Raw genomic sequence first — 26,611 nt, forward strand, 5'->3', positions numbered from 1 at the left:
CAGTGCACCATGTTGAACATGCAAATCCCATTCAAATCCATGAAAGCAAGCTAAGGATAAAGGAGAATCGGCAATGGCCCATACGACAATTATTACAGCTCCAGAGAAGGTGACACCAGTAATCAAAAAGGAGCAATATTTTTCTCTATCCTTTGTTTTATCCCGTGTGCTGAATTCCGGTGTCATCATGAGTATTGAAAAAAATGAGAGCGAGCTAAAGGGGCTTGAGAAAAGCATCGGCAAGCTGACACAAAGCAAATATGTCTCCTTGTTTAACAGTTATACGGGCGCGGTGCATGCCGCGCTCTGGGGGCAGGATATCGTCCATGGCTCGCTGACACGCCTGGAGGAGGCAAGCGAGCAGGATCAGCGTTTTGTAAGCTGGCTCGGAGTAGGGCTGGTGACGGATTCGGAGGTTTCACAAGGCTTCGAGAAGGTTAGCGTTACGTGGGGAAATTTGCCCCGCATTGAGCAGGAGCTGCAGCCGAAGCTGCGGCAGTCGCCGGTGCTGGTGCTGGATTTCACGGAGCTTGGCTTCGGCCCCTGCGCCTCTATTTCGGTAAATGACGAGAGCGTTTGGACCAAGGCGGAGCGTCTGAAAATATTCGGCGCCTTCGACTTGAAGACGATGTGGACGCAGGAGGAGGCGGAACCGGACATTCAGCCGGGCGCACAATTCAACTATAGGCTCAGCCCGCTCGTGGCGGCATGCGTCAAATTATCGCTTTTAAGGAGGAACAGCAGCCATGAAGACTGATTTTATCCGCAAGCCGCTGAGCTTGCCGTCGGAGGCCTGGATTAACGAGCAGCTTGCTTATTATGGGGGGCCAGCGGTTATTCCCGAGGATAGTCGGAAGACGACCTTTCCTTCCATTACGAAAGAGGACATCGTGCAAATGCTAGTGTCTATTCAGCAAAGCCCGGAAGATGTGATCGATGAGTTTACGGAAAAATACCGCAGCTACGTGGGGGCGAATTATGCGATTGCAACCGCAAGCGGAACATCAAGCCTGCATCTGGCACTTGTTGGCGTTGGCGTACAGCCGGGAGATGAGGTCATCGTTCCAGCGTTTACGTTTATTGCGACCGCACAGGCCATTGTGGCGGCGAAAGCGATTCCTGTATTTGTGGATATCGATCCACTGACCTATAACTTGAATCCCGCGCTGGTAGAGCAGGCGATCACCGCGAGGACGAGGGTCATTATGCCGGTCCACGTCCATGGCTTGCCAGCTGATCTGGCTCAGCTTAGGGCGCTGGCTGACAAGCATCAGCTGCGCCTAGTGGAGGATGCATCCCATGCGCATTCTGCCTCCATTGGCGGACAACTGTGCGGGTCTATCGGAGACGGAGCGGGGCAAAGCTTAATGGCGGATAAAAACTTCCCCGTAGGCGGAGAGGGCGGCATCGCCTTCTTCAAGGAGTGGGAGGATTATGAACGGGCATTGAGCTTTTTGCAGGAGACGGGCATTGATTACCGTATGTCATGGATCGCGGCGGCGTTTGGCATTAGCCAGCTGGATCGATTGCCGTTTTATGATGCGATTCGGGCGAGAAATGCGAGCTATTTAACAAATATTTTAGCGCAAACGAAGCTGTTTAAAGGGCCGCATGTGCCTGAGGGGCATAAGCATAGCTACAATATGTACCGCATTAAGCTGGACCCGGAAGCAGCGGGGCTGGGAGATTTGCCAGATTATCAAGTGAAAGAGGCTATTCAGGAGCTGGCATCAAGCGAAGGCGTGTTTGCACGGGAATGGCAAAACGTGCCGATTCCGGGCCATCTGCCTTTTCAAAACCGCAAAGGTTTTGGCAGAGGGTATCCCTTTACACTGTCTGAGCGCAAAGACTTTGGCTACCATATCGACCATTTCCCCGAGACGCTGAACATGCTGCGCTCGACGCTGACAATCTGCCGGGAGCTGCGTTCGCCCATTGAATATGAGCGCATAGCCGCTTATGCGCTGGCGTTTCAGAAAATTGACGCGAACCCGTCGATTATTCGTGAACTCGTGCTTCAGAACACGGCGGCCAAAAAATCATATGAGAGGGATGCGAGACTCGGATGAGTGTAATGGGTAGCAGCGTGAAGCGCGTCGCCATTTTGGGCGGCAATGGCTTTACAGGCGGAGAGCTTTACCGGCTGCTAAAGCGGCATCCTTATTTTAAAGTTGATTTTGTATCCTCGGAATCGAAGGCGGGGCTGCCGCTGGATAAATTTTTTGTTTCGTCGGCGCGCCAGAAGCGGGCGGAGGGCGGGAAATTTCAAAAGCTGGCTTCGCTTGCCGGACATTATGATTTCATTTTTTCCTGCCTGCCGACTGGGGTATTACCACGCCATATCGACCATATTGCCGAGCATGCCGAGTATGTAATTAATGTCAGCGGCGATTATCGCTTAAACGATCAGGAGCTGCTCCGGCAGCATTATCCAGAAAGCCTCAGCCATCCAGCGAAAGGGGGCAGCCATTATTTTATTCCGGAGTTTAGCGACATTAATTTGGAGGCGAAGGTGGTCAATTTGCCCGGCTGCATGGCGGTTGCAACGATTTATACGCTGTTTCCGCTGCTGGCAGCTAATCTGATTGAACCGCGCGTCATCTCGGACGCCAAGACGGGCTCCAGCGGCGGCGGCAAGGCGAGCACGGAGCATCATGCGGAGCGCGCCCATAATTTTCGTCCTTATAAAGTGCATGGGCATCGCCATAGGCCGGAAATCGAATTTGCGCTCCAACAGCATCTGGAACGTTCCGTGGAGCTGCAATTTTCCGTGCACAGCCTGGATTTGCCGCGGGGCATTCTCGTTACGTCCTACTCGCTGCTGAAAGAACAAGCGAGCGAAATCGATGTGAAAAAAGCATTTTATGGCGCCTACGCGGCAAAGCCGTTTGTCCATTATTTTAATTCCAAAAACGGCTCCTATTCGTATCCAATGATCAAAACGACAGCCGGGACGAATTACGCTGAAGTTGGCGCTTATGTAGAGGGCCGCAATTGCGTATCGATCGCCTCGATCGACAACCTGATTAAAGGAGCGGCAGGGCAAGCCATTCAGGCTGCGAACCTTTACAGCGGCATTGCGGAGGAGGCGGGCTTACAATTTGAGCTAGAGGGGGCATGGCCTTAATGTCGAGCCAGAGCTTGTATGTCATTAAACTTGGGAGCAGCACGATTATGCACCATCCCGAAGTATTTGCCGAGCTCAATGATCTGGTGCAAAAAGGAAAAAAAGTGCTGCTCGTAGCGGGCGGAGCAGAAGGCATCCGGCAAAAATACGAGCAGCTGAACCGGAGTATTCCGGTTCTCGCTTTAGCGAATGGAGATGAGGCGCGGTACTGCTCTCCGTCAGAGATGCCGCTCATTCGGGCGGCATACCAGGAGTTTATTTTAGCGAAGGTCCATGAGCAATTAAAAAGCTACCATCTCAAAGTATTCGCCCAAATCGGCGGGGACAACGAGGTTGTATTTGGACAAAAATCGAAGCCGGTCAAAGCTGTCATTGATGGCAAAACCGTTATCGTTCGCGATTCCCTGTTCGGTTCTTTTACAGGCTGCAACGTCGATTTTCTACAGGGTGCCTTGCAGGTGTTTGACGTCGTATGCTTGACACCGCCTATTTATGACCGTGAGCTAAGCGAATACATCAACATCGATGCGGACATGCTGGCCGCTCATCTTGCAACCGAGCTTGGAGCCGAGCATCTGCGATTTATTACAGGTACGGCGGGTCTTTTGCAAAATGTAGATGAACCAGCTTCTACGATATCCGACGTCTATCTGGGCGATGAAATTCATTCCATCAAAGGACGGATGAAGCAAAAGGTACGGGCGGCGAATCACGCCATCAGCAAAGGCATTTGCGATGTAAGCATAACAGGTCCCCATTCGCTGAATCGGCCGGGCACGGGCAAAACGTGGTTTTGGAATATCCATCGGGATGCCGGTGGGACGGATTTGCTTAGAAAAGCGATTCGAATTCCATCGGTTTCCGGTGACGAGTCCGAGCTTGCGAGCTATTTGCTGAATGCCGTTCAGCTGCCAGGGGTAGACGGCTTTATCGACGAGGCGGGCAATGTAGTGTTCCGCAAAGGAAATGGGCCTAATCAGCTGCTGCTGCTCGGTCATTTGGATACCGTGCCCTATAATTGGCATGTTACCTGTGATGCTGAGCGAATTGCTGGCCGCGGAACGGTGGATGCCAAGGGCAGCCTGCTGAGCTTCATTCAGATGCTGTATGATGCCGAGGTGCCTGAGGATGGCTCGCTGCTCGTCATTGGGGCAGTGGAGGAGGAGGTATCTTCATCCAAGGGAGCCTTTTACGTAAGGGATCATTACCGGGCGGATGCGGTCATTATCGGCGAGCCGAGCGGGGAGGACAGCTTGACGCTCGGCTATTATGGGCTTTACAAGCTGAGCATTTCAATTAGTAAGCCACAGGAGCATTCCGCTGGCAAGGACAGCGTTAGCGTGCTGGATCAGCTTTATACGATAGTGGCGGATATCCGGGAGCGGGTAGGAGGCGTTGATCCGAGCAGTTTGTCATCTCTTATTGACATAAAACATAGTAATCATAATGGAATACTTAGTGCTACGGGCATTTTGAATTTTCGAATTTCTCCGCTTGCGGGCAAGGATTATGCGAAGCAGATCCAGCTTGATTATGGCGATGGCGTGTCTGTATCGGTGCTGCGTGCTACGCCAGGCTTCGAAAATCCTCGCAACAGCCCATTAGTGAAAGCCTTTGTACGCAGCTTTGCGAGCAAGGGGCAAGCGATTCATTATATTAAAAAGCGTGGAACAAGCGATATGAACACGCTGGCTACGACCTGGGAGGGCGTGCCGATGGTCGCCTACGGCCCCGGTGATGCAAGCCTCGACCATACGAATGAGGAGTATTTGCTGCTAAGCGAGGTACATGGCGCGCGAGCCATTTTGCAGGGAGCCATCGAGGAATGGTATCGCCTAAGATCGGAGGAGGGTTCTTATGGATACGCTGGTACAGCTGCCAAATCGTTCAGCTGAGCTTGAAGAGCTGCTGGCGAAGGCGCAGGCTGCACGCAGCTCTATTATCGATATGGCGGCCCGCGAGACGGGCTGCCATATCGGCGGCAGCTTGTCGGTTATCGATTTGCTCATTGGCGCCTATGCAAAATATCATCATGACGCGGATACGGCCATCGTGCTGAGCAAAGGTCATTCCGCAGCGGCGTTATATGCGGCATTGTACCAGTACGGGATTTTGTCCGATGATCCTGCTGCCTCCTACGGCGGGGCAGATTCGCTGTTCACCGGGCATCCCAACCCGAAGCTGCCGGGCATCCCTTTTGCCACCGGCAGTCTCGGGCATGGGGTAGCCTATGCAGCTGGCTGGGCGCTTGGACAAAAGCTGCGGCGCACGAGAGGGGTTGGCATTGCCATCGGCGGTGATGGCGAGCTTCAGGAAGGGCTATGCTGGGAAACGGCACAGCTCATACAGGCGAAGGGCATTACGAATTTCATTTATGTCGTCGATTGCAACGGGGGGCAAAATGATGGCCTGCTAGCCGACATATCCCCGCTGTCGAATTTGCGGGAGCGCTTTGAAGCCTTTGGCTTTCAGGTGAAGGAGATCGACGGCCATGATCTCGGGCAAATTATTGCAGCTCTGGAGCCAGGCGGGGAGAAGCCGCTGGCGATTTTGGCTCATACGGTGAAGGGCAAGGGCGTAGCTGCCATAGAAGGTAATCCACATGCCCACTATGCCAAAATTTCTGAGAAAATAGCGCTGAAATGGAAGAGGGGCTTGCAATGAGCAGCTTGGCAGCAAGAGAGGCCTATAAAGATGAATTAACGAAGCTGGCAGCGGATAATGCGAACATTATTTGCTTAGAGGCGGATTTGGGCGGAAAAGAGCATCCTTTTCAGCAAAGCTATCCGGATCGTTTCTTCAATCTAGGCATAGCAGAGCTCGCCAGTGTAGATATTGCTGCGGGGCTGTCGAAGGCAGGCTTCGTGCCGTTTTTCTCGACCTTTGCGTCATTTGCTGCGCTGCGGGCGGCAGAGGGCGTGAAGCTGGCGCTAGGGTATATGGGTGAAAATATTAAAATCGTCGCGGCCTATGGCGGAGTATCAGGCGGCTGGTTTGGGACAACGCATCATTGCCTGGAGGACATCGCAGTTATCCAGACGTTCCAGAATATCCGCATCGCTTGTCCGCATGGGGAAGCGGAGACGAGGCGGGTTGTGCAGGAGGCGGCAGCGTCAAATGAGCCCTACTACATCCGCCTGTCTCGCAATGACAAGTTCGATAGCCTCGCCCGTGATGAGGCAGGCAGCTGCCGCGAGCTGCTGTTTGAAGGCGCTGTGCGCAGCGAGGCAAAGCTATGCCTGGTGTCGATTGGCGAGCAGGCCACTGAAATATGCAGCCGGATCTTTCAGGAAAATGAGCGGGTCAACCATGCGCATCTTTGCTATGTGGACCGCGACAGCCTAAAGCGTTACAAAGCGGAGCTGCAAGCGGCAGCGGGAACCTTCCTCGTGTAGAGGAGCACCGGGCTGCTGGCGGTACAGCGTCCAGTCTCGCTCTGCTGCTGCCGGAGAGCCGGGTCTACTCGCATGATTGCGGCGAGGAATGGCCGATATATGGCGGCAGCCATACAGAGGTGCTGCACTATTTAGGTTTTGGCTATGAAGCGCTGACAAGGCAGATCGCAGAGCTCGGAGGAGATGCTGATGATATTTAGCGTGCTGCGGCCAGCGAAATTCCGTTATTTTTTTCTCTCGGACATTATTTCCGGCTTCGGAGTAGGGATGAGCACCATTGGTGCCAACTGGTTTCTAATGGACCAGACGGGCTCAATCAGCGCGATTGGGTTTATGCTGTCGCTCAATGTAATCGCCGGCTTTCTAATTTCACCGTTTGTGGGCAGCTTGACTGACAAGTTTAATCGCAAAGCGATTATTCAGTGGACGTATTTCATCAGGGCGGCAGCTGTGCTGGCTATTATGGGCTTGTTTTTATGGACCGGATTCCGCATTGAATATTTGTATTTATTTACGATTGTGAATGGGATGGGCTGGACCATCTATATGTCGGCCTCCCGCAGTCTGGTGCAGGAGCTGCTGCCTGAGAAGGATTTGATCAAGGGCAATTCCTTAATTGAAATCAGCCTGCAGGTCGGCATGTTTATGGCGGGTGCAGCATCGGGCGTGCTGTATAAATATTCGGGCTTTGAGGTGATTTTGCTCATTAATGCGCTTGTGTTTATCGTCAGCAGCCTGCTGCTGTACCGGGTCAGCTATGAAGCGATTGCAGTCGAAAATAAAAAAGAATCGTTTGTTTCCAGCTTTAAAAATGGACTCAGCTATTTGGCTGAACGCCCGTTTATTTTTTTCCTCGGCGTCATCGCTATTATTCCGTTAGTGTCCACGATGATTTATAATGTCGTGCTGCCGGGTTATGTGAGCGATGCTGTCAAGGGAGATTCGGTCGTATTCGGCCTTTCGGATATGTTTTATGGCATTGGCGGACTGCTATCGGGCTTCATTGCTGCTCCGCTGGCTGCGAAATTATCTAAAAATACGACGATTGCTTTATTTTTCGCCGTAGCCTTTGGCGTATTAATCGCTGTCGCGTTCAACACATTTGCGTTTGTCCTGTATTTGGGCAGTATGCTCATCGGCCTCAGCAACTCCTCGCTGCGAATCGTCATGACGACAACGCTGATGGAGGAGGTATCGAAGTCCTATATGGGCCGGGCGATGTCGGTATGGATGGCCATTTCGCTGCTGCTTCAGACGGTATCCGCTTCGGCGCTGGGCTTGCTCATCGACCGTTATTCGGCAGCAGTCGGCTTTCTCTGCATGGGCGGGCTGATGCTCGTGGGGCTGATTTTGCACCGGATGCTAGTAGCAAGCAGCGGCGTAAAGGCGAAAAAAACGCTGGAGGTATAAATTTAATTATTAAAGGAGAATGGCTATGACCAAACCGAAAATCGTCGCTTTTGTTGAGCCGAGCTTCTACGGGGTGAGCTTTGCAAGAGCGGCCTTCCAGCAGGGCTGCACGGTAATCTCGATTGTATCCTCTGTGGATAACCCGCGCACGTATGGCTATGAGGGCATTTACCATGATTTAATTGTTGCGGATATTAGAGATGAGGAGTCTGTCTACGAGGCGATCCGCGGCTCAGCGTATTTCGGCAAGCTGGATGCTTTGATTCCGGCGACAGACTATGCCTCTCATTTGACGGCAAAGGTCGCAGAGCGGCTGGGGCTTAGAAGCGTGCCTTATGAAGCGGCGTTAAAATCAAGAAATAAAGATTTGGCCCGCGAAGCCTATGAGGCGTTTGGGGTGCCAAGCGCAAAATACAGGAAGGTGAGAACCTATGAGGAAGCGGAAGCTGCGGCTCGTGAAATTGGCTATCCAATTGTACTTAAGCCGACCAATTGTGCAAGCAGCCAAAATGTCTATTTCATTTCCGGGCAGGATGAGCTGAAGGAAGCGATGGCGATCATCTCGGATTTTAAAGTAACGTATATGGATTTCAAAGTGAGAGAGGAATATTTGGTTGAAGAATATTTGGAGGGCCAGGAGTTCAGCGTGGAGATTTTTCTTGAAAATAGCGAGCCATCGTTTGCAGTCGTTACCGAAAAAATAACGTCACCGCTGCCTTATTTCGTCGAGGTGGCGCATACGCTGCCGACCTCCGTGCATACGGATAAACAAGCGGAAATTATTGATACGGCGGTAAGCGCGCTGCGGGCAATAGGAATTACGGATGGTCCCAGCCATGTCGAGGTGAAGCTTTCGGAGCAAGGTCCGCGAATTATTGAAGTGAACGGCAGGCCGGGAGGCGACAATATTTCCTCTGATCTGCTCGTTCAAGCGCTTGGTGTAGATTTTTTTGAAGCGACCGTACATTATTATTTAGCGGAGCCTGTAAATGTTCATGCCAGCCGCAGCCGGGCAGCGGCGATCGCTTATTTGCTGGCCGAGAAGGACGGCACCGTTGCCTCCGTAAAAGGTCTTGAGCATTTGCAGCCGGGAGACGCTATCGTTCGTTCGCATATTTCGGTGCAGCAAGGAGACCAGATTTCCGTAGCTAAAAGCTCGGATGACAGGCTCGGTTATGTCATAACTGTGGCGGATACACCGCAGGAGGCGAAGCAGGCCGCACTTGATTTAATAAGCAAGGTAGAGCTGGTCTATCAGTAGCCTAAGCAGGCTTGCGATTTTAAACAAATACAGGGGGACTGCAAGCAGATGACGAACATTTTGATTGTGAACGGACATGATTATTATGACAGAGCGCAAGGGAAGCTGACCCAGACGCTCCTTGCAGCGGCGGTCTCACAGCTCTCTGAGCAGCATGCTGTTCAGACAACCACGGTTGCAGAGGGCTATGAGGTGGAGCAGGAAATTGAAAAATTCCAATGGGCCGACGTTATTATTTTTCAGACGCCTATTTATTGGTTCAGCATTACAGGCCTGCTCAAAAAATATATCGACGACATTTACCTGCCGAATATATTTTTCGGCAAAGCGGTAGAGTTTGGCCGTGGCGGGCTGCTCACCGATAAAAAATATATGCTGTCGCTCACATGGGGAGCGTCCGCTGCCGCTTTCTCGGTTCCAGCGGGCTTCCTGGAAGGAAAAAGCGAGGACGAGGTGCTATTCAGCGTGCATAAAACCCAAGAGTATTGCGGGCTTAAGCAGCTGCCTACCTTCTCGCTTTATTCTTCCATGCGTGAGCCTGATGTGGGAGATGGCTTAGCGAAGCTTAAGGAGCATTTGAAAAAGACCTTCGAGCTTTGAGTCGGAGCCAAATTCATAGCTAGCCCGCCACGTTCGGTCAAGCCAGCTTATAAATCTTGAATAGCAATTTCGCAGATGGCACGATTTTTGGTTTCAATTTCACTACGGCGGGGTATGGGCGGAATATGCGCCAAATCATCCAGCCACCATTCGGGCAGCTCACTAGGGCTGCTTTTTTGCCATTTATCGAGCCACTGCTGGGGCAGTCGCAGCTTGCTCTCAAGAAGGGGCTGCGTTTTCTCCAATCCCGCAGCAGCTCTGCCCGCAAGCTCCAAGGCGATAGGGTGATCGGTCATCGTCAGCCATACAAGTGCCCAAGCACGCGGAACGACGCGCCAAAGGTCATAGCCGCCGCCGCCCAGCGCTACCCATTTGCCGCCCGCAAACGTATGGGCCAGCTCATGGATAATGGCAGGCATTTCGCTATATATGCGCATGCTGCAATGAACATGCGACAGCGGATCATAAGCGTGCGCATCGCAGCCATGCTGGCTAATAATAATGTCGGGCCTGAAAGCGGCCGCGACCTTCGTAATGGAGGAGCGGAAGCATTCCAGCCACGAATCGTCCTCCGTATAAGGCTCCATGGGCAGATTAAAGCAGGTGCCAACGCCCGCATCGGCTCCTTTTTCATACACATAGCCGGTGCCGGGGAAAAGAAACTTGCCCGTCTCATGGATGGAGTAGGTGCATACATCGGGATCATTGTAGAAAATCCACTGCACCCCGTCGCCATGATGGACATCGGTGTCGATATAAAGCACCCTCGCGTTGTACGTTTCTCGCAAATGCTTGATGGCTACAGCTGCGTCATTGTAGACACAGAATCCGGAACCGCGCTCTGGAAAAGCGTGATGCAGCCCGCCTGCCATATGATAAGCATGCAGCGTCTGCCCGCTCATCACCTGCTCCGCCGCTTCTACAGAACCGGCAACGATAGCTGCCGCTGCGTCATGCATGCCGGGGAAAAAAGGCGTATCCTCTGTATCCAGCCCAAATTGCCCGGAGCTGTCTTGCTCTTCTAGTGCAGGTGTCTGCGTGCTGAGCTGCCTAACTGCTTCTATGTAATCCTCGCGATGCGCCAGCGCGAGCATTTGGCTGCTTGCTTGGCGGCTGGTCTCATGCCATTGCTCCTCTGGGAGCGCGCCCAGCGTTTGAAGCAGGTCGACCGTAAGCGTCAGCCTGATCGGATTAAAAGGATGCTCCTCGCCAAATTTATAAAGCGAGCAGTCTGGCTGATGCACAAAAATAGCATTTGACGGCATAAGCATAAACGAATCACGTCCTCCTCCGGCTCATTACGCCGATCTATCCTTAATACATAAACCGCTGCCGAAACCGGACGCGGTCAAACTGTTCGATGGATGCCAGCGGTACTTCGCTGCCAATCCGCACCATCAGGCAGTTGGCGGGATGGGAGCATATTTCCGGATCATCCGTTGCGTACCAAATCATATCGACTGATTTCATCAGCTTTTCCATCATCGTGCGATAGTCCCAGACGCTGAGTCCCGTGCTTTTCAAATCCCAATGCCAATAATATTCCGTTGTGAAAATAATTAGGTTTTCCAACTGCTGCTCCGCGAAGGCGAGCTGGATCATTTTTTTGCCGAGCCCATAGGAGCGGTAATCATTAGCTACTTCGACAGCGCCAAGCTCGACCAAATCGATCATATTTCCTTCGGACCACCGCTCCAGCTCATCGGGATAATGGAAGGTGACATAACCGACGATGCAACCGGCCTCCCGGGCCAAAATAATGCGCCCTTCCGCCAAACCGGCGATTTCGACTAGCGCTTCATGCTGTTCCGCAGGCCTGCGAAATGCATCAAGGTCCGGATGCATAGCAAGCAGCGTTAGCTGCTCAGCAGGAACAGGCCCTTCCAGCACAAGCTCCCGTCCGTCTGCGAGTATAATTTTGTCTTGCTGGTAGTGTTTGCGATGCTGCAAGGCATACTCCCCTCTCTGTGGTGCTGCCTAAATGGTAAAGCTAGTTCTACTAATGGTTATAGCAAACATTCAGCCAAATGAAAAGCATAGTCGAAAATAAAGTAGATATGTTATAATCGTCCATGTAAGCGTATTCCACTCGGTAAAGGTGTAATAGATTTGATGGGAGAGTGATAGAATGTCTGATCTACATCAAGAGCGAATTCCAGCAGTAGCTAATAATTCTAACCTGGTTGATTATGATGAAGCTGTAAAAACCTTCCGATGGGAAACGATTGAGCAGCAGTTCAGCTGGCACCAGACCGGAAAGGTGAATATGGCTTATGAAGCGATAGATCGCCATGTATCTGTTGGCAAGGAGGACAAGGTTGCCCTTTATTACAGCGACAGCTCGCGCGATGAGTCATATACGTTTGGGCAGCTGCAAGCGCAATCGAATCAATTTGCGAATGTGCTGCGGGGGCTCGGCATCACGAAGGGCGAGCGCGTATTTGTGTTTATGCCGCGAACGCCTGAGCTGTATATAAGCGTGCTCGGAGCGCTCAAGGTCGGCGCCGTTATCGGTCCGTTATTTGAAGCGTTCATGGAGACAGCAGTCAAGGATCGCCTTCAAGACAGTGAAGCGTCTGCGATTATAACGACGCCAGCGCTGCTCAGTCGGATTAAGCGCGATGAAATTCCATCGCTGCGGCATATTATCGTTTATGGCGATGAGGTGCAGACAGATGACGTAATCGTCGATTACGCCGCTGAGATGCAGCAGGCATCGACCGATAGCGAGATCGAATGGCTCGGACGCGAGGATGGCCTTATTTTGCATTATACGTCCGGTTCGACTGGCAAGCCTAAAGGCGTCTATCATGTGCAAAATGCGATGATTCAGCATAAATATACAGGCCAGATTGTCCTCGATCTGAAAGAGGATGATATTTACTGGTGCACCGCCGACCCGGGCTGGGTTACGGGAACTTCCTATGGCATTTTTGCGCCATGGCTTAATGGGGCTACGATTGTCGTAAGGGGAGGCAGGTTCAGCCCAGCGGATTGGTACGGCACGATTCAGAAATACGGCGTCACCGTCTGGTACAGTGCGCCAACAGCGTTCCGCATGCTGATGGGTGCAGGAGATGACGTCGTATTGAACTACGATTTGTCCAGCTTGCGACATGTGCTCAGCGTGGGCGAGCCGCTCAATCCAGAAGTTGTTCGCTGGGGGATGAAGGTTTACCAGCAGCGCATTCACGATACGTGGTGGATGACGGAAACGGGCGGACAGCTGATTTGCAATTACCCGTCGATGACGATTAAGCCAGGCTCCATGGGCAAGCCGCTGCCGGGCGTAGAAGCGGCGATCATTGATAACCAAGGCAATGTGCTGCCGCCATTCCGTATGGGCAACTTGGCTATTCGCACGCCATGGCCATCGATGATGCGCAAAATTTATAATAACCCTGCCAAATACGCGGAATATTTTCATCTGGAGGGCTGGTATGTATCGGGTGATTCCGCCTATATCGATGAGGATGGCTATTTCTGGTTCCAGGGCCGCATTGATGATGTAATTAATACAGCAGGCGAGCGAGTAGGGCCGTTTGAGGTGGAGAGCAAGCTCGTTGAGCATCCAGCGGTTGCAGAAGCAGGCGTTATTGGGAAGCCTGATCCGATGCGTGGCGAGATCATTAAAGCTTTTATCGCCCTGCGTGAAGGCTATACGGCATCCGATGAGCTGAAGGCGGAAATTGCCCAGTTTGTGAAAGTGGGCTTGTCTGCACACGCGGCACCACGGGAAATTGAGTTCAAGGATAAGCTGCCGAAGACGCGCAGCGGCAAAATTATGCGTCGTGTGCTGAAGGCATGGGAGCTGAATTTGCCAACAGGCGATTTATCTACGATTGAGGATTAAAGAGAAAGCTCAAAAAGCTCCGGTTCCATGCAACGTTAGTTGCGGAACCGGAGCTTTTGCTTTAGAGCGATTCATCTGTGAAAAATAACGTTTAACCGCCAATGCTTGCTTTCGAGGAAGGAGCAGACTGTCCGGCAGCGTTCTCCGCTGTCACATAGAACGTTCCTGATGCAAGCGGCGAGGCGTAGACGAAGCTCGTCTCTGCGGTAGTACCTAATTCCACATACTTCCCATCGTTGCCTGCGGCAAAATAAACATGGTACACCTTGACCTGCTCGCCGGCTGCACTTGCCTGCCAAGACAAGGCGACGCCTGTTTCATTGCCTTGTGCGGAAAGGCCGGAAGGGGCCGCTGGTGCAGCCAAGCCGGTTTCCGGCGTTGGCCTAGCATCAGGTCCTTGCCCTGGATCACCGCTTTGCTCAGGTGGCTGTACCGGATTCAGCGGATCAGGGATAACAGGTGCGACAGGCGCTTTGCCGAAGCGGGCAATTTCGCTAGGTGCCGATTCCTTGCCGGCAACATCTACTGCTGTTACATAGAAGCTGTAGCCGTTGCCCGCACTGACGGTGAAGCTCGCGCTGTAGGTGTCTCCGAGCAGGATGGAATTTCCTACTTTGTTAAAGGAGCCTTCGTTAACAGCTTGATATAACCGGAAGCCAACGACATCCTTCTGGGCCGGAGCGGAGAAGGAGAGGCTGACTACACCTTGACCAATCGAAATGAGTGCTACATTGCCCGGTGCACCTGGGGCACTTCCGTCATCCTTACGAGGATCGACCTTGGAAGGCGCGTTTTTGCCTGCATCCGTCGGCAAGTAATAGCTTAGCGCTCGGCGGCTGTTTGCCGGAACGCGGGAAAGCACTTTGCTGATTTCATCCATAAGCTCGTCAAGCGGCTTCTTGCGCTTAATAACCGTCTGCTGCGAAATGAAATCAGAAGGTGTTGCATCTTGAGCGACATAATTGACGCCGTTGTAACGTATGAATGACATATTCACAAGGGCGTCATCCGCTTGCTTAGGAATATATTTTTTGTTGAACCAGTCGGTTACGAGCATGCCTGCTGATCTTGTTAATGCCGTTGGCAGCTTGCCGCTGGCACTGGATACAGTAGCTTTAACAATGCCATCAGGCTGATTGAACGCCTTGGTCGCAAACATCTCCGGCTTCTCATCGGCAAGCTGATTCATCATCTTCGCCCAGATTTCGCGGGCGCGCTTGCGGCTGTCGCCTTCGAGCGTGTAGATCGGCTTCTCATAGCCGGCCCATACGCCAAGCGTAACATCAGGGGTGAAGCCCATGAACCAGACGTCGCCGTAGTTTTGCGTAGAGCCCGTTTTGCCCGCATACGGGATCTTGCCGTAATTTTTGAGCCGCGAAGTAAGTGAGTTCGCTGTGCCGCTTGGGCTGGAAATAACGGTGCGAAGCATATCCGTCATCAAGAAAGCAGTCTGCTCGGAAAATACGCGAGTCGGCTCATGCTGATGCTCGTAGACGATTTTTCCATTAGCATCGGTAATCTTCGCGATCATATAAGAATCATTGTACAGGCCTTGATTCGGAATCGAGCCATAAGCGCTCGTCAATTCTTCAACGGATACCCCGATGCTGAGTCCGCCGAGAACGCCAGTCTGTGCTGCATCATCTTCTGGCTGCAGCGTTGTAATGCCGAGCTTTCTAGTAAACTTCCATGCTTCCTTAATCGTAACCTCATCAAGGAAAATCTTAAGCGCTGGCAAGTTAAGCGAGCGATTGAGCGCTTCGCGAGCGGTAACGAGACCGCTGTAACGATTATTTGCATTTTTTGGAATATGATAGCTGGAACCGCTGTTTTTCAAAATAATCGGCGCATCATCCAAGACACTTGCTGGTTGGATCAGCCCTTTATCAATGGCTGGCAAATAGGCGGCGATAGGTTTCATCGTTGAACCCGGCTGCCGAGTCATCTGAGTGGCGAAGTTCATCTGCTCCTCGTAAAAATCACGGCCCTCCAGCATGCTGAGTATAGCTCCGGTTTTATGGTCAACGAGGACGGCTGCGATTTGCTCAATGCCTTTCTCCTTGCTGTCCGGAGTGAAGTTGCTCGGATCATTTCCAATATCGCGCATCATTTTATAAATGTCTTTATCAATCGTCGTATGAATCTGATAGCCGCCACGAAGCAAATGCTCGCGCGCTTCTTCTATAAGATCGGCGTTTTCCTTCTTGCGAAGATCGGCTATGGTCAGTGTCGGGTCCTGCTGCATGAGCATAACTTCCGCCGCCTGACGCTCAGCTTCCAGCATGAGGTAAGGATACGTCGTATAGGCTTTCGCTACTGGCTTCGCGAGCGAGCCGCGAATATCGAATTTTTTCGCCTGATCATACTCCTGCTGAGTAATGCGTCCGGTTTGGAGCATCCGCATCAATACGGTCGCTTGACGCTCGATTGCGAGGTCAAAGCCGCCTTCATTGAACTGTCCTTTGCCGTTAAAAGCGGTATAAGCGGAAGGACGCTGCGGCAGTCCGGCCAAATAAGCCGATTGCGCAATGTTCAGCTTGCTCAAATTAGTAATGCCGAAAACACCTTTGGCGGCCGCCTTGATCCCATATAAATTGTAGCCGCTTGAGCCATTTCCGAATGGTACTTTATTCAAATATGCCGCAAGAATTTCTTCTTTCGTCAAGTAACGCTCCATTCGCAAAGCGAGAAAAATTTCCTTCACTTTACGGCTGTCGGTTACGTCCAGGCTTAGAAATACGCGGCGTGCCAATTGCTGGGTAAGCGTACTGCCGCCCGTCTGCGTATCTTCATTAAGCAGCTTTTGCTTAACTGCTCGTCCCAAACCGTTCACATCGACGCCATAATGGGTTTCAAAATTATTGTCTTCAATAGCAAGCACGGCGTTAATGACTTGCGGGGGAAGCTCATCGTAATCAACTAGAATACGATCTTCTTCCGTACGAAGCTGTCCAATAAGGGTATCATCATTAAAGAAGACGAAGCCTGTAACTGAGTTTTCGTTTATTTTCTCTTCAATTAAGGTTCGCGGTCGAACTTCTTCTCCTTTAACCAAAGAGGCCACATAGCCCGTTACGGCTCCTCCCGTTAGCAAACCGACGAATATGACGAGGTAACAGAGCCACTTTACTGTTAGCCATGTTACGAGTCCAAATGTGCGCCAGCCGCTTCTGCGGGATGATGATGGTTGTTGATCTTCCTGCATATGAATTAACTCCTCCTCCAATACACCCAACTATTATAGCATAAAACACCATTTCGAAAAGAGGGAAGATGATTGACTTCACTCATTTGCTATGTTATGGATACACGAAATTCTACATACCCATTTATCGTAGGGAATAATTAGTATAAGAAATGAAATATAGCATAGAGTCTGGGACAAATTGTGCAAGCTTATTAGATTTTTTGAAACAAATCCCAAGGAATTAACGTAATAAATAAAAACAGTTATAACAGCATTTGGTTGCAGAAAGGGGGGGGACAAAGTGGAGGCGTTGTTCTGGGGCTGTCTGTTCAGCGGCGTGCTTTATGCAATTGTAAGCGTTATTTTTGGCGATTTTCTAAGCTCTGCTTTTGACGGAGCACTCGATTTCCTCGCCAGCGAGGGTTATGGCTGGCTTCAGCCTACCTCGCTCGTAGGCGGTATCACCGCCTTTGGCGGCGCAGGGCTGCTGTTGCAAAAATATTCACCACTGACAGCTGGAATCGTCCTTGTCATTGCTGGATTAGTCGCGATTGTCGCAGGCGGAGGCGTTTATTTCCTATATGTGAAGCCGATGAGCGAAAGCGAAAATTCCACAGCCATTTCGATTCATGATTTTACCGGGCGGCTAGGCGAAGTATTGGTACCGATTCCGGCGATAGGCTGCGGCGAGGTGCTGATGCCGGCAGGGGCGGGATATTCCAATCAAATTGCCGCGAGCTTTGATGGCGAACCGATTCCAAGCGGCGTCCGCATTGTCGTGATTGAGGTAAAGGAGCATACGCTGTATGTTTCTCAGCTTGAAATATAGGAAAGGATATGATTTCGTTATCCTTTCTCTATATTTCTCGGACTGAAACGTGTCGCGCCGCCAAAGGACGGCGACAGCGTTTCACCTTGATCCACTGTTATAACTGGCTATTTGACAAACAGAGAGGAGCTTGATGCTATGCCTGAATTTTTGCTTATTCCCATCATTGTCGTTGCTGTATTCGTTGTACTAGGACTCGCGTTCTGGGCCCGCTACAAAACCGTTAGCCCAGATGAGGCGATGATCGTAACCGGCTCATTTCTTGGAACCCGCAATGTCTTGACGGATGATAGCGGCCGCCGCATTAAAATCGTCAGAGGCGGGGGCGCTTTTATACTGCCAATCTTCCAGAAGGCCGAATTTCTTTCTTTGCTTTCCCATAAGCTTGATGTGTCAACTCCAGAGGTCTATACGGAGCAGGGCGTTCCCGTTATGGCGGATGGCGTTGCGATCATTAAAATCGGCGGTATCGTAGAGGATGTCGCAACAGCTGCCGAGCAGTTTATGGGCAAACCGACAGAAGAGCTGAAAAGCGAGGCGCAGGAAGTGCTGGAAGGCCATTTGCGGGCGATTCTTGGTTCAATGACAGTAGAGGAAGTATATCGTAACCGCGATCGCTTTGCTCAAGAAGTACAAAGCGTAGCGGCCAAAGACCTGAAAAAGATGGGACTGCAAATTGTCTCCTTTACGATTAAAGATTTGCGAGACAAGCACGGTTATCTGGATGCGCTCGGCAAGCCTCGTATCGCGGCAGTGAAGCGGGATGCGGAAATTGCACAAGCCGAGGCGGTGCGGGATGCGAGAATTAAGAAGGCGAGTGCCGAAGAGGAAGGACAGAAGGCCGAGCTGCTGCGGGATACAAATATCGCGGAAGCGGAGAAAATGAAAGAGCTCAAAGTCGCTTCCTTCAAAAAAGACCAGGATACCGCGAAAGCGGAAGCGGATCAGGCCTATGCTATTCAAGAAGCTCGTGCGAAGCAGAGTGTAGTAGAAGAGCAAATGAAAGTTGAACTTGTGCGTAAAGAACGGGAGATTGACCTTGAAGGAAAAGAAATTTTGCGCAGAGAGAAGCAATATGACGCTGAGGTGAAGAAAAAAGCGGATGCCGATCGTTATGCAGTCGAGCAGGCGGCAGAAGGGGAGAAATCCAAACGGTTGCGCGAGGCTGATGCGCTCCAGTACAGCATCGAAGCTGAAGCGAAGGCTATGGCTGAGCAGAAGCGGCTCGATGGTTTGGCCGTAGCGGATGCTGATCGGGCCAAAGGTACTGCGGAAGCCGATGTAATCAGGCTGCGGGGTCTAGCGGAAGCCGAGGCGAAGGAGAAGCTGGCAGAGGCGTTCGAGAAGTTCGGCGAGGCTGCGATTCTCGATATTATTGTGAAAATGCTGCCTGAGCTGGCAGGCAAGGTCGCTGAGCCAATCAAAGGCATCGATAAGCTGACGGTTGTCGATACCGGCAATGGCGAAGGGGCGATGCGTCTGAGCAACTACGTCACTTCCCTGATGGCAACAGCGCCAGAAATGCTGAAAAGTGTAGCAGGCATTGATGTTAATGCTTTAATGAAGGGATTGACGACGAAAAATACATCATCCCCTGCTCCAGTGCCGCCTGCTGCAGCTCCGGCGATAGCTTCCTCAACGAGCGATGCATGGATTCAATTGCTGTCCTCAAAGGAATCTGGCCAAGAGGAGAACAACCAGCCATAATAAGCAAACAAAAAAATCCCTGGCATCATAAGATGACCAGGGATTTCCTTTGAAATATAGGAAAGAATATTGTAACAATATCCTTTCTCTAAATTTCTCGGAATGAAACGCGCCGTGCCGCCAAAGGACGGCTTTCGGCCGTTTCACCTTATTAACGGCTGTAGAACTCGACGATTTGTTTAACGTCGATTTCTTGCGTCAACTCAGCACGCTCTGGGAAACGAACGTACTTGCCTTCAAGCGCTTGGTCGTTAAACTCAAGGTAATTAGGCAGGTGATGACGGCCTTCCATAGCTTCTTTGATCGTTTTCAGACCACGGCTGCGCTCGCGCAGGCCGATTACGTCGTTAAGCGATACGGTGTAAGAAGCGATGTCGACTTTTTTGCCGTTAACTGTAATATGACCGTGAGATACCAATTGGCGCGCACCAGCACGCGAGTTGGACAGGCCAAGACGGTAAACGAGGTTATCCAGACGGCTTTCCAAAAGCACGAGGAAGTTGTCGCCGGAAATACCTTTCAATTTAGCTGCTTTATCGAACAAGTTGCGGAATTGCTTCTCGTTCAAACCATACATATGGCGCAGCTTTTGTTTTTCTTGCAATTGAACGCCATAGCCGCTCAATTTCTTGCGTTGGTTCGGGCCGTGTTGGCCTGGTGGAAATGGACGTTTGAGATCTTTGCCAGTTCCGCTCAGGGAAATTCCAAGGCGGCGGCTTAATTTAAATTTAGGTCCTGTATAACGTGACATGCGTCGTGTTAACTCCTTCAACAAATGGGATTTTTGAAGATGGGGTTGTGTTTCGCGGAACAAGCTCAAATGCTCAAGTCAAAACTTAGAGCCTAACAAGCACCTCAGCCGCAGGCTTGTCAGTGAACTTATTCTCGAGGGTGACACAAAACCGTACGCCCATGTATTCAACAATTAATATTATATGAAATTCAAGCAGAAAGTCAAGAAAAATAGCCGCTTATGCTTATCGGAAACGATATAGAGTCTTTAGGCCTATAAATCAACTGTTAATTAGTGCAATATTCTTAAAAATAAAGTATGATGAGGGTATCTTCTTCATACATAGATGGCTGCTCATCTCCTTGTTTAGACCGACAGAAGGGTTGGGTGTTGCAGATGAACAATCGAAACCGAGATGGAAATTCTAACAATCAATTTGCTCAGGCTGCAGCTCCTGAAGAGCAGTTGCATCCTGAAATATGGTTTATGCACGAAGATATTAACGATGCGGACAGGCCCTATATGATGCCGCTGCTTCACGATAGCTTCGAGCTTTGGTTTAGGGAAACAAGCGAAGAAACAGAAGCGATGCAGGGCAGCTCTTTTTTATTTGACTGGGAACTGCGTTTAATTGATAGCGCGGGTGCTGTTAAAGGGCAGGAACTGTTGTGGCACGAAGAGCTGCGGCTGCTAGCTGCACAAGTAGCGGCGACAGGCAGCGCTGCTACACTGTCGTTTGGTGAGCCGCTTACTCATGCTGCTGCTGTTCCTGTCCGCAAACGCTCGAATGGCGAGCCATTCAGCATATTTATACATATTGCTCCAAGCAGTGCCGTCGAAGCCGAGCAGCAGGCAAGGCTTGGCGCCCTTCATTTCCGAAGCTGCTTCTATCGCGCTTTCGAACATATATATGTCCGGGATTTGCTGCTCCAGCAAACACGAACGGAGAAGGACGCAAATAGGCGTGATGCCCTTTTTCTGGCAGCTAAGCGATTGTATGATCAATTCGATGTTACTGCCGTACTGTCCGAAATGCTGAGCAGTTTGGGCCAGCTTTACCCAAGCTCCGAAGTCAATTTGTATTTGTCACAGGACCATTTGAATGGCGATGCCCGCGTAAAGCCGCTTATTTTTAAAAATGCAGCACATGACATTGTGGCGAAAGCTTTCATGGAAGGCAAACCGATGACGCAGAAGGAGCGTGATGGCACGATACGCCTTGCGGTTCCAATGAACGGCAAGCAGGCTGCTTACGGCGTGCTCTGCATCTCGATTGACGCTGAGCGCTGGGATATTGCAAATATGCCGGCCTTCGTGCTGCTTGCGGATACGGCGGGTTCTGCGTTTGAGAATGCCAAGCTGTACGAGCAGTCCAATTTGCTCATCAATGAGCTTCGCGTCATTAATGAGCTGGCGAAACGTCTGAATCAATCGCTGAAGCTTAAGGATATATTCAAGTTTGCGACGAATGAGCTGCTTAATATTTTTGAAGCCGATTATTGCTCGATTCTCCAATTGGATAAAGATCGCAACCAGTTTAATGTGATGTCCAGCAATATTCCTACGCTCGCACGTGAGCAATTTGTGCCGGATTACGGCTTTAGCGGCATTATTAACCGCACGAAAGAACCGCTTATTTTATCAGATTATTGGCAAACCCGAGTCGTAACGTCTAAAATGATGGATCACACTGGCTCTCGCTCGCTTATCGCCGCACCTATTATGGTCGAAGATGAAGTAGTGGGCGTGATCATGGTTACGCATAAAAACCCTCATTATTTCTCCTACGACAATTATAAGCTGCTCCAAATTATGTCCACACATATTGCCTTGGCGGTGACGAATGCTTCGCTGCATGCAGAAGTTCGACGGATGGTGATTACGGACAATTTAACGGGGCTGCACGCTCGCCACTACTTGAACGAGCAAATTCTGAGCCGTCAGCGCAAAGATCCGCTAGGCTCACTCGTGCTCGTCGACGTTGACCATTTCAAACGCATTAATGATACGTTCGGCCATCAGGTTGGGGATCGTATTTTAATCCAAGTGAGCGAAATTATACGGACCACGATTAGGCAGGGAGACATCGCTGCAAGATGGGGCGGTGAGGAGCTGGCTGTATATTTGCCAGGCATTCGTTCTGAACAGGCTTTTCGGATTGCTGAACGTATACGTTTGCTTGTGGAAGAGGAGACGGACCCTAAAGTGACGGTATCCTGCGGCGTGTCAGAATGGACGTTTGAAAATGAGAAAATTAGCGTTGAATCGTTATTTTATCGTGCAGATATGGCCTTATATGATGCGAAAAATAATGGGAGAAACTGTATTCGGCTCGGTGTGGGGTAAAAGCTGGAATTGGACAATCGGGCATTGGATGATCTTGTGAAAAAGAAGAGAAGCGCCATGGGCATTTTGCTCAGGCGTTTTTATTTTTGTATCCAGAAGGTCGCCTTTGTCCCATTAAACAATAGCAGCCTGGAAAGGAATAAGGAGTCTGCTGCTTCGGGGAAGCTAATGGTTAGGAAATGCAACCTCAGGAGGGAAGCGGAAATGAGAATAAACAAGTGGACTGCTCTATTAGCTCTACTCGCAAGCACGGCATGGCTGAGCGGCTGTATGGATGTGGCGGACAAGCGAACACCGGAGCAGTGGCTGACTTTATCAGCAGCTGGGCTTGCGGCAACGGATAAATACAGCTTCAGCGGCTCTACTTCCATTATTGGAGCAGATGGCTGGAGCTATACGCCGCAGCGCTTCTCGGGAGAGGTGTTGAATCATGAACAGATCAGATCGTATGCAGGGACAGCAGCGGATCAGAGTGCGTCCCGCACGCCAGCGGAGCTGCTTAAGGAGCTTCAGCAATCGACTAATAAGGTAAGTATTCAAACGGTGACAACAGCGGAAGGGCATCTCGTGCTTCATGCGGCCCTTGACAAGGGAGCAGCGAAGAAAAGGTGGGAGAAGCGCCTGACGGCAGAAATGGCAGCTCTCGCGAGCCGGGCTCCCTCAGAGGAAGGAGCGCTGCGGCAGGAATGGCTGCGCACGTATGAGGCGTCTCATCAGGAGCTGAAGCAAATGCTGGCCACCTTAGAGGTGGATGGACAATACGAGCTGACCATCGACCGCAGCAGGCTGGTGCCGCTCAAGTTGGAAGAGCAAACGACATTTGCTTATCAAAAGCAGGGCAAAAGGATCATGGAGAAACGGACGACGAACATTTCGCTCAGCGCTTTTGATGGTTCCACTTCGCCATGAAGGATGCACACGCCTGTTAAACATGTTACGATGGGGTTGGTAGTAATCGTCAAATATAGAGAAGCAATGATTTGGAGGAGAGTCTAACATGCGTGACCCAAGAATTCAGCAGCTAGCTGCCAATTTGGCAGGCTATTCGATTGGCGTTCAGCCGGGAGAAAATGTACTCATTGAAGTCATCGGCTCGGAACGCGAGCTGACGAAAGCTTTAATTGAAGAGGTAGCGAAGCTCGGCGGCAGACCTTTTGTGGAAATTACAGACCCTGCGGTAACGCGTACGCTGCTGCGAAGCGGAAGCAAAGAGCAAATCGAAGAGTGGACGAAATATGATTTGCAGCGTATGAAGCAAATGGATGCCTACATCGGCATTCGTGCGGGCGGAAATGCAAATGAAATGAGCGACGTGCCAGAAGATAAAATGCGGCTGTATGAGCAAATTTATCGCGATGCTGTACATATGGATCAGCGGGTCAAGCGCACGCGTTGGGTTGTTATGCGTTATCCGAACGAATCGATGGCGCAGCTGGCAAAAATGAGCACGGAATCGTTTGAGGATTTTTATTTTAACGTCTGTAATTTAGATTATGCCAAAATGGACAAAGCGATGGACCCGCTTCAGGCTTTGATGAACAAAACCGATCGCGTAAGAATTGTATCGCCAGGCACCGATCTTACTTTTTCCATTAAAAATATCGGCTCCAAAAAATGCTCCGGCCACCGCAACATTCCGGATGGAGAAGTTTTTTCGGCTCCTGTGCGCGACTCGGTACAGGGTACCATTTCCTACAATGCACCCAGCGTATATTCAGGCGTAACCTTCTCGGACATTTGCTTCACGTTTGAAAATGGAAAAATCGTCCAGGCGACGAGCAGCGATACAGCACGCTTGAATGAGATTCTGGATATGGACGAGGGCGCGCGTTATATTGGCGAATTTGCGATTGGCTTTAATCCGCATATTTTGCACCCGATGAATGACACTTTATTTGATGAGAAGATCGCGGGAAGCCTGCATTTTACACCAGGTCGCGCTTATGATGAAACGGACAATGGAAATCGGTCTTCCGTTCATTGGGACCTTGTGCTTATTCAGCGCCCAGAATATGGCGGAGGGGAAATTTATTTCGATGATGTGCTTATCCGCAAGGATGGACATTTCGTTATTCCGGAGCTCGAGGCGTTAAATTCCGAAAATTTGAAATAAATGAAATAGAAGCGTTTAACAATTTGCCTCTTGCCCGATCAATGATTTCAGGTTATCATGATTTCGAAGGTAAGCTTTACTAATTTAATTGGAGGGGTTCCCCATGTCTAACAACGCAGCTATTGTAGAAATATCCCAAGCAGCAGGTCAATTCCGCTCATCAATCGTTCTGCAAGCAGATAACAAATATATTGATGTTAAAAGTATTTTGGGATTGTTCACTACGCTGGTAGGCGGTCACTCCTACGAGCTTCACGTCCATGGACCAGATGCTGAAGAAGCAAAAGTCGCAATGGCAGCTGTTTTCGCTAAGCATAACCTGAATATTGCAGTCGTATCTGAATAAACAGGTTACACCAGTACATGCGCCTCTTCGCTAGCCGAAGGGGTGCTTTTCTGTTTTGTCCTTGTGTATTGGCTCTTTTTCGTCTAATATAAAGGGTATAGACGACGGCGGGTACACGCATTAGGGGGGAAAACGATGTCTTCACCGGAAGTCACGGTTCAATTGCATGAGAAAGCTCTTCGTCTCCTTATGGAGGATGCGGCTAAAATAGAGAAATTGATTGAGGTTCAGATGGAGAACTTGACGACCCGTCAATGTCCGCTGTACGAGGAAGTATTGGACACGCAGATGTATGGATTCTCGCGGGAAATTGATTTTGCAGTACGCGCTGGATTGATCGCTGAGCATAGCGGCAAGGAGCTGTTAAGCCGATTGGAGCGCAATCTGGCTCAGCTTTACGAAGCGTTGAATAGAAAGGAGTAGGCGTACCATGCGGCCTGCTCCTTTTTTTTGTCTGCTTTTTTGCTTGTTTATTTTGCGGCTTTTATCTTTATTATGGTGGGAGTGTGCTGCGCAGCCCAGATCCTTTTTCAGCACACTCCCGTCCTTTATACCAAATAAAAAGCAATGCCCAAAATACAATAAACCATTAGCAGCAGCGCCCCTTCATACCAATTGGTCTGTCCGTCCCCCGATACCGACTTCGCTATAAAGACAGATACCGCGATAGCGGTCAGCTCAATCGGTGTAAAAATAATGTCCATCGTCTTGCCCATTATTGCGCTGGCGATAATGAGCACGGGGGCGACGAACAGGGCGATTTGCAAGCTGCTTCCGATAGCAATTTCGACGGCCGCACCGATTTTATTCCTCATCGCCAGCATAATGGCTGCACTGTGCTCTGCGGCATTGCCGACAATGGCTATGATGAATGCGCCGACAAACAGCTCAGACAGCCCAAAACGCGTTGTAAACGTATCCAGCGTGTGGACCAGCCATTCGCTAATAAAAGCGACCATCACGGTGGCTACAACGAGCATGAGGACGGAGCGGCCCTTAGACCAGGCAGGCTCGTCGCCATGGTCATTGCTCATTTCGTTGTCTGCAAGCATCTGCTTGTGCGTCACCATCGAGAACAGCAGCCAAAGCACATACGCCAAGATCAAAATGCTGGCCACGGTCAGGCTGAGGAAATGATCCTTCTCCAGCGAGAAATGCTCGGCTCCAACAAATATCGCCGGTACGAACAAGCCGATGACAGCGAGAATCATCAAGGTTGAGTTATGCTGAGCTAGCTGATGATTGAAATGCTGCTGTTTGTATTTGAGTCCACCTGCGAGCAGGCTGAGCCCGAGGACAAGCAGCAGGTTGCCGATAATGGAGCCAGTTATGCTCGCTTTTACCATGTCGAACAGACCTTCCTTGACGAGGAAAAAGGCGATAATCAGCTCGGCTGCGTTGCCGAAGGTCGCATTAAGGAAGCCGCCGAGCCGCTGGCCAGCATAATGGGCGACGCTCTCGGTTGCTTGCCCGAGAAAGCCCGCTGCAAATACAATCGCTATAGCGGAAACAGCAAATTGCAGCGTCATGTCTAGATGGGCGAAATGAGCGATTGCACTGAAGGCAAACATGACGATTAATCCGGTGAAAAACAGCTTCCGTCTCACGTGGACACCCCTTTGTGAAAATCTGCAAACCTGTTATATAATATATCCAATTCTATTCGACAGATAACCGTAATTTTAATCGACAAAAGTTGCTTCC

23 protein-coding genes are annotated in these 26,611 nt (G+C 50.6%); 18 read left to right on the top strand and 5 right to left on the bottom strand.

Going from position 1 to position 26,611, the window contains the following annotated elements:
- The first annotated feature begins 73 nt into the window (after positions 1 to 73).
- Genes MHB80_RS11805 through MHB80_RS11850 form a run of 10 tightly spaced genes read left to right on the top strand, consistent with a single transcriptional unit; the run spans position 74 to position 9,793 of the window.
- The gene (locus MHB80_RS11805; RefSeq protein WP_341282317.1) at positions 74 to 757 is read left to right on the top strand and encodes a degT/DnrJ/EryC1/StrS aminotransferase; all 684 of its coding nucleotides are present in this window, start codon (positions 74 to 76) and stop codon (positions 755 to 757) included.
- Positions 747 to 2,069: a DegT/DnrJ/EryC1/StrS family aminotransferase gene (locus MHB80_RS11810; RefSeq protein WP_341282318.1), complete on the top strand. Its 1,323-nt coding sequence runs from the start codon at positions 747 to 749 to the stop codon at positions 2,067 to 2,069. Before MHB80_RS11805 ends, MHB80_RS11810 begins: the two co-directional genes overlap by 11 nt.
- Positions 2,066 to 3,127, top strand: a complete 1,062-nt coding sequence (gene argC / locus MHB80_RS11815; protein ID WP_341282319.1) for an N-acetyl-gamma-glutamyl-phosphate reductase — start codon at positions 2,066 to 2,068, stop codon at positions 3,125 to 3,127. The genes MHB80_RS11810 and argC overlap by 4 nt, the downstream gene beginning before the upstream one ends.
- Complete coding sequence (locus tag MHB80_RS11820) at positions 3,127 to 5,022, top strand: M20/M25/M40 family metallo-hydrolase (RefSeq protein WP_341282320.1); 1,896 nt, start codon at positions 3,127 to 3,129, stop codon at positions 5,020 to 5,022. Before argC ends, MHB80_RS11820 begins: the two co-directional genes overlap by 1 nt.
- Positions 4,985 to 5,791 (top strand): 1-deoxy-D-xylulose-5-phosphate synthase N-terminal domain-containing protein, encoded by an 807-nt coding sequence (locus MHB80_RS11825; protein WP_341282321.1) that lies wholly within the window; start codon positions 4,985 to 4,987, stop codon positions 5,789 to 5,791. The genes MHB80_RS11820 and MHB80_RS11825 overlap by 38 nt, the downstream gene beginning before the upstream one ends.
- Positions 5,788 to 6,522 carry a transketolase gene (locus tag MHB80_RS11830; RefSeq protein ID WP_341282322.1) on the top strand — a complete coding sequence of 245 codons (735 nt, stop codon included), beginning with the start codon at positions 5,788 to 5,790 and terminating at the stop codon, positions 6,520 to 6,522. Before MHB80_RS11825 ends, MHB80_RS11830 begins: the two co-directional genes overlap by 4 nt.
- Positions 6,447 to 6,722 (top strand): hypothetical protein, encoded by a 276-nt coding sequence (locus MHB80_RS11835; RefSeq protein ID WP_341282323.1) that lies wholly within the window; start codon positions 6,447 to 6,449, stop codon positions 6,720 to 6,722. The genes MHB80_RS11830 and MHB80_RS11835 overlap by 76 nt, the downstream gene beginning before the upstream one ends.
- Positions 6,712 to 7,932, top strand: a complete 1,221-nt coding sequence (locus MHB80_RS11840; RefSeq protein WP_341282324.1) for an MFS transporter — start codon at positions 6,712 to 6,714, stop codon at positions 7,930 to 7,932. Before MHB80_RS11835 ends, MHB80_RS11840 begins: the two co-directional genes overlap by 11 nt.
- 25 nt (positions 7,933 to 7,957) lie before the next feature.
- Entirely contained in the window at positions 7,958 to 9,193 is a 1,236-nt protein-coding gene (locus tag MHB80_RS11845) for an ATP-grasp domain-containing protein (protein ID WP_341282325.1), read from the top strand.
- Between the two features lie 48 nt (positions 9,194 to 9,241).
- Positions 9,242 to 9,793: an NAD(P)H-dependent oxidoreductase gene (locus MHB80_RS11850; RefSeq protein ID WP_341282326.1), complete on the top strand. Its 552-nt coding sequence runs from the start codon at positions 9,242 to 9,244 to the stop codon at positions 9,791 to 9,793.
- A gap of 47 nt (positions 9,794 to 9,840) precedes the next feature.
- On the opposite strand, the gene MHB80_RS11855 is transcribed toward MHB80_RS11850, so the two are convergent.
- Positions 9,841 to 11,058 (bottom strand): acetoin utilization protein AcuC, encoded by a 1,218-nt coding sequence (locus MHB80_RS11855; RefSeq protein WP_341282944.1) that lies wholly within the window; start codon positions 11,056 to 11,058, stop codon positions 9,841 to 9,843.
- Positions 11,059 to 11,107: 49 nt separating this feature from the next.
- Positions 11,108 to 11,743, bottom strand: coding sequence for a GNAT family N-acetyltransferase (locus MHB80_RS11860; protein ID WP_341282327.1), 636 nt, complete (start codon positions 11,741 to 11,743; stop codon positions 11,108 to 11,110).
- A 178-nt stretch (positions 11,744 to 11,921) separates the two neighbouring features.
- Between MHB80_RS11860 and acsA the strand changes: the two genes are divergently transcribed.
- Positions 11,922 to 13,646 (top strand): acetate--CoA ligase, encoded by a 1,725-nt coding sequence (gene acsA / locus MHB80_RS11865; protein WP_341282328.1) that lies wholly within the window; start codon positions 11,922 to 11,924, stop codon positions 13,644 to 13,646.
- Between the two features lie 91 nt (positions 13,647 to 13,737).
- Here acsA and MHB80_RS11870 read toward each other — a convergent pair whose 3' ends face one another.
- A complete protein-coding gene (locus tag MHB80_RS11870) occupies positions 13,738 to 16,851 on the bottom strand; it encodes a transglycosylase domain-containing protein (protein ID WP_341282329.1) in 3,114 nt (1,037 codons plus the stop codon).
- Between the two features lie 283 nt (positions 16,852 to 17,134).
- Here MHB80_RS11870 and MHB80_RS11875 point away from each other — a divergent pair, with 283 nt between their 5' ends.
- Positions 17,135 to 17,662 carry a protease gene (locus tag MHB80_RS11875; RefSeq protein ID WP_341282330.1) on the top strand — a complete coding sequence of 176 codons (528 nt, stop codon included), beginning with the start codon at positions 17,135 to 17,137 and terminating at the stop codon, positions 17,660 to 17,662.
- 138 nt (positions 17,663 to 17,800) lie between these two features.
- Complete coding sequence (locus MHB80_RS11880; RefSeq protein ID WP_341282331.1) at positions 17,801 to 19,369, top strand: flotillin family protein; 1,569 nt, start codon at positions 17,801 to 17,803, stop codon at positions 19,367 to 19,369.
- Positions 19,370 to 19,520: 151 nt separating this feature from the next.
- Here the strand turns inward: MHB80_RS11880 and rpsD are convergent, their stop codons facing one another.
- A complete protein-coding gene (gene rpsD / locus MHB80_RS11885; RefSeq protein WP_341282332.1) occupies positions 19,521 to 20,120 on the bottom strand; it encodes a 30S ribosomal protein S4 in 600 nt (199 codons plus the stop codon).
- 378 nt (positions 20,121 to 20,498) lie between these two features.
- Here rpsD and MHB80_RS11890 point away from each other — a divergent pair, with 378 nt between their 5' ends.
- The 5 genes from MHB80_RS11890 to MHB80_RS11910 all read left to right on the top strand — a co-directional run bounded on the left by MHB80_RS11890 (position 20,499) and on the right by MHB80_RS11910 (position 25,330).
- Complete coding sequence (locus MHB80_RS11890; RefSeq protein WP_341282333.1) at positions 20,499 to 22,448, top strand: sensor domain-containing diguanylate cyclase; 1,950 nt, start codon at positions 20,499 to 20,501, stop codon at positions 22,446 to 22,448.
- A gap of 204 nt (positions 22,449 to 22,652) precedes the next feature.
- Positions 22,653 to 23,357 (top strand): hypothetical protein, encoded by a 705-nt coding sequence (locus tag MHB80_RS11895; protein ID WP_341282334.1) that lies wholly within the window; start codon positions 22,653 to 22,655, stop codon positions 23,355 to 23,357.
- 88 nt (positions 23,358 to 23,445) lie between these two features.
- Positions 23,446 to 24,561: an aminopeptidase gene (locus MHB80_RS11900; RefSeq protein WP_341282335.1), complete on the top strand. Its 1,116-nt coding sequence runs from the start codon at positions 23,446 to 23,448 to the stop codon at positions 24,559 to 24,561.
- Between the two features lie 103 nt (positions 24,562 to 24,664).
- Positions 24,665 to 24,907, top strand: coding sequence for an HPr family phosphocarrier protein (locus MHB80_RS11905; RefSeq protein ID WP_341282336.1), 243 nt, complete (start codon positions 24,665 to 24,667; stop codon positions 24,905 to 24,907).
- A 135-nt stretch (positions 24,908 to 25,042) separates the two neighbouring features.
- Positions 25,043 to 25,330 (top strand): YlaN family protein, encoded by a 288-nt coding sequence (locus tag MHB80_RS11910; protein WP_056038636.1) that lies wholly within the window; start codon positions 25,043 to 25,045, stop codon positions 25,328 to 25,330.
- Positions 25,331 to 25,455: 125 nt separating this feature from the next.
- Here MHB80_RS11910 and cax read toward each other — a convergent pair whose 3' ends face one another.
- Positions 25,456 to 26,514 (bottom strand): calcium/proton exchanger, encoded by a 1,059-nt coding sequence (gene cax, locus MHB80_RS11915; protein WP_341282337.1) that lies wholly within the window; start codon positions 26,512 to 26,514, stop codon positions 25,456 to 25,458.
- Positions 26,515 to 26,611: the final 97 nt, after the last annotated feature.

Source organism: Paenibacillus sp. FSL H8-0537 (assembly GCF_038051995.1).
Classification (GTDB): domain Bacteria; phylum Bacillota; class Bacilli; order Paenibacillales; family Paenibacillaceae; genus Pristimantibacillus.

Coding starts and splice junctions, on each gene's coding strand:
- MHB80_RS11805 (WP_341282317.1), top strand. CDS start 74: ATGGCCCATACGACAATTATTACAGCTCCAGAGAAGGTGACACCAGTA.
- MHB80_RS11810 (WP_341282318.1), top strand. CDS start 747: ATGAAGACTGATTTTATCCGCAAGCCGCTGAGCTTGCCGTCGGAGGCC.
- argC (WP_341282319.1), top strand. CDS start 2,066: ATGAGTGTAATGGGTAGCAGCGTGAAGCGCGTCGCCATTTTGGGCGGC.
- MHB80_RS11820 (WP_341282320.1), top strand. CDS start 3,127: ATGTCGAGCCAGAGCTTGTATGTCATTAAACTTGGGAGCAGCACGATT.
- MHB80_RS11825 (WP_341282321.1), top strand. CDS start 4,985: ATGGATACGCTGGTACAGCTGCCAAATCGTTCAGCTGAGCTTGAAGAG.
- MHB80_RS11830 (WP_341282322.1), top strand. CDS start 5,788: ATGAGCAGCTTGGCAGCAAGAGAGGCCTATAAAGATGAATTAACGAAG.
- MHB80_RS11840 (WP_341282324.1), top strand. CDS start 6,712: ATGATATTTAGCGTGCTGCGGCCAGCGAAATTCCGTTATTTTTTTCTC.
- MHB80_RS11845 (WP_341282325.1), top strand. CDS start 7,958: ATGACCAAACCGAAAATCGTCGCTTTTGTTGAGCCGAGCTTCTACGGG.
- MHB80_RS11850 (WP_341282326.1), top strand. CDS start 9,242: ATGACGAACATTTTGATTGTGAACGGACATGATTATTATGACAGAGCG.
- MHB80_RS11855 (WP_341282944.1), bottom strand. CDS start 11,058: ATGCCGTCAAATGCTATTTTTGTGCATCAGCCAGACTGCTCGCTTTAT.
- acsA (WP_341282328.1), top strand. CDS start 11,922: ATGTCTGATCTACATCAAGAGCGAATTCCAGCAGTAGCTAATAATTCT.
- MHB80_RS11870 (WP_341282329.1), bottom strand. CDS start 16,851: ATGCAGGAAGATCAACAACCATCATCATCCCGCAGAAGCGGCTGGCGC.
- MHB80_RS11880 (WP_341282331.1), top strand. CDS start 17,801: ATGCCTGAATTTTTGCTTATTCCCATCATTGTCGTTGCTGTATTCGTT.
- rpsD (WP_341282332.1), bottom strand. CDS start 20,120: ATGTCACGTTATACAGGACCTAAATTTAAATTAAGCCGCCGCCTTGGA.
- MHB80_RS11890 (WP_341282333.1), top strand. CDS start 20,499: ATGAACAATCGAAACCGAGATGGAAATTCTAACAATCAATTTGCTCAG.
- MHB80_RS11895 (WP_341282334.1), top strand. CDS start 22,653: ATGAGAATAAACAAGTGGACTGCTCTATTAGCTCTACTCGCAAGCACG.
- MHB80_RS11900 (WP_341282335.1), top strand. CDS start 23,446: ATGCGTGACCCAAGAATTCAGCAGCTAGCTGCCAATTTGGCAGGCTAT.
- MHB80_RS11905 (WP_341282336.1), top strand. CDS start 24,665: ATGTCTAACAACGCAGCTATTGTAGAAATATCCCAAGCAGCAGGTCAA.
- MHB80_RS11910 (WP_056038636.1), top strand. CDS start 25,043: ATGTCTTCACCGGAAGTCACGGTTCAATTGCATGAGAAAGCTCTTCGT.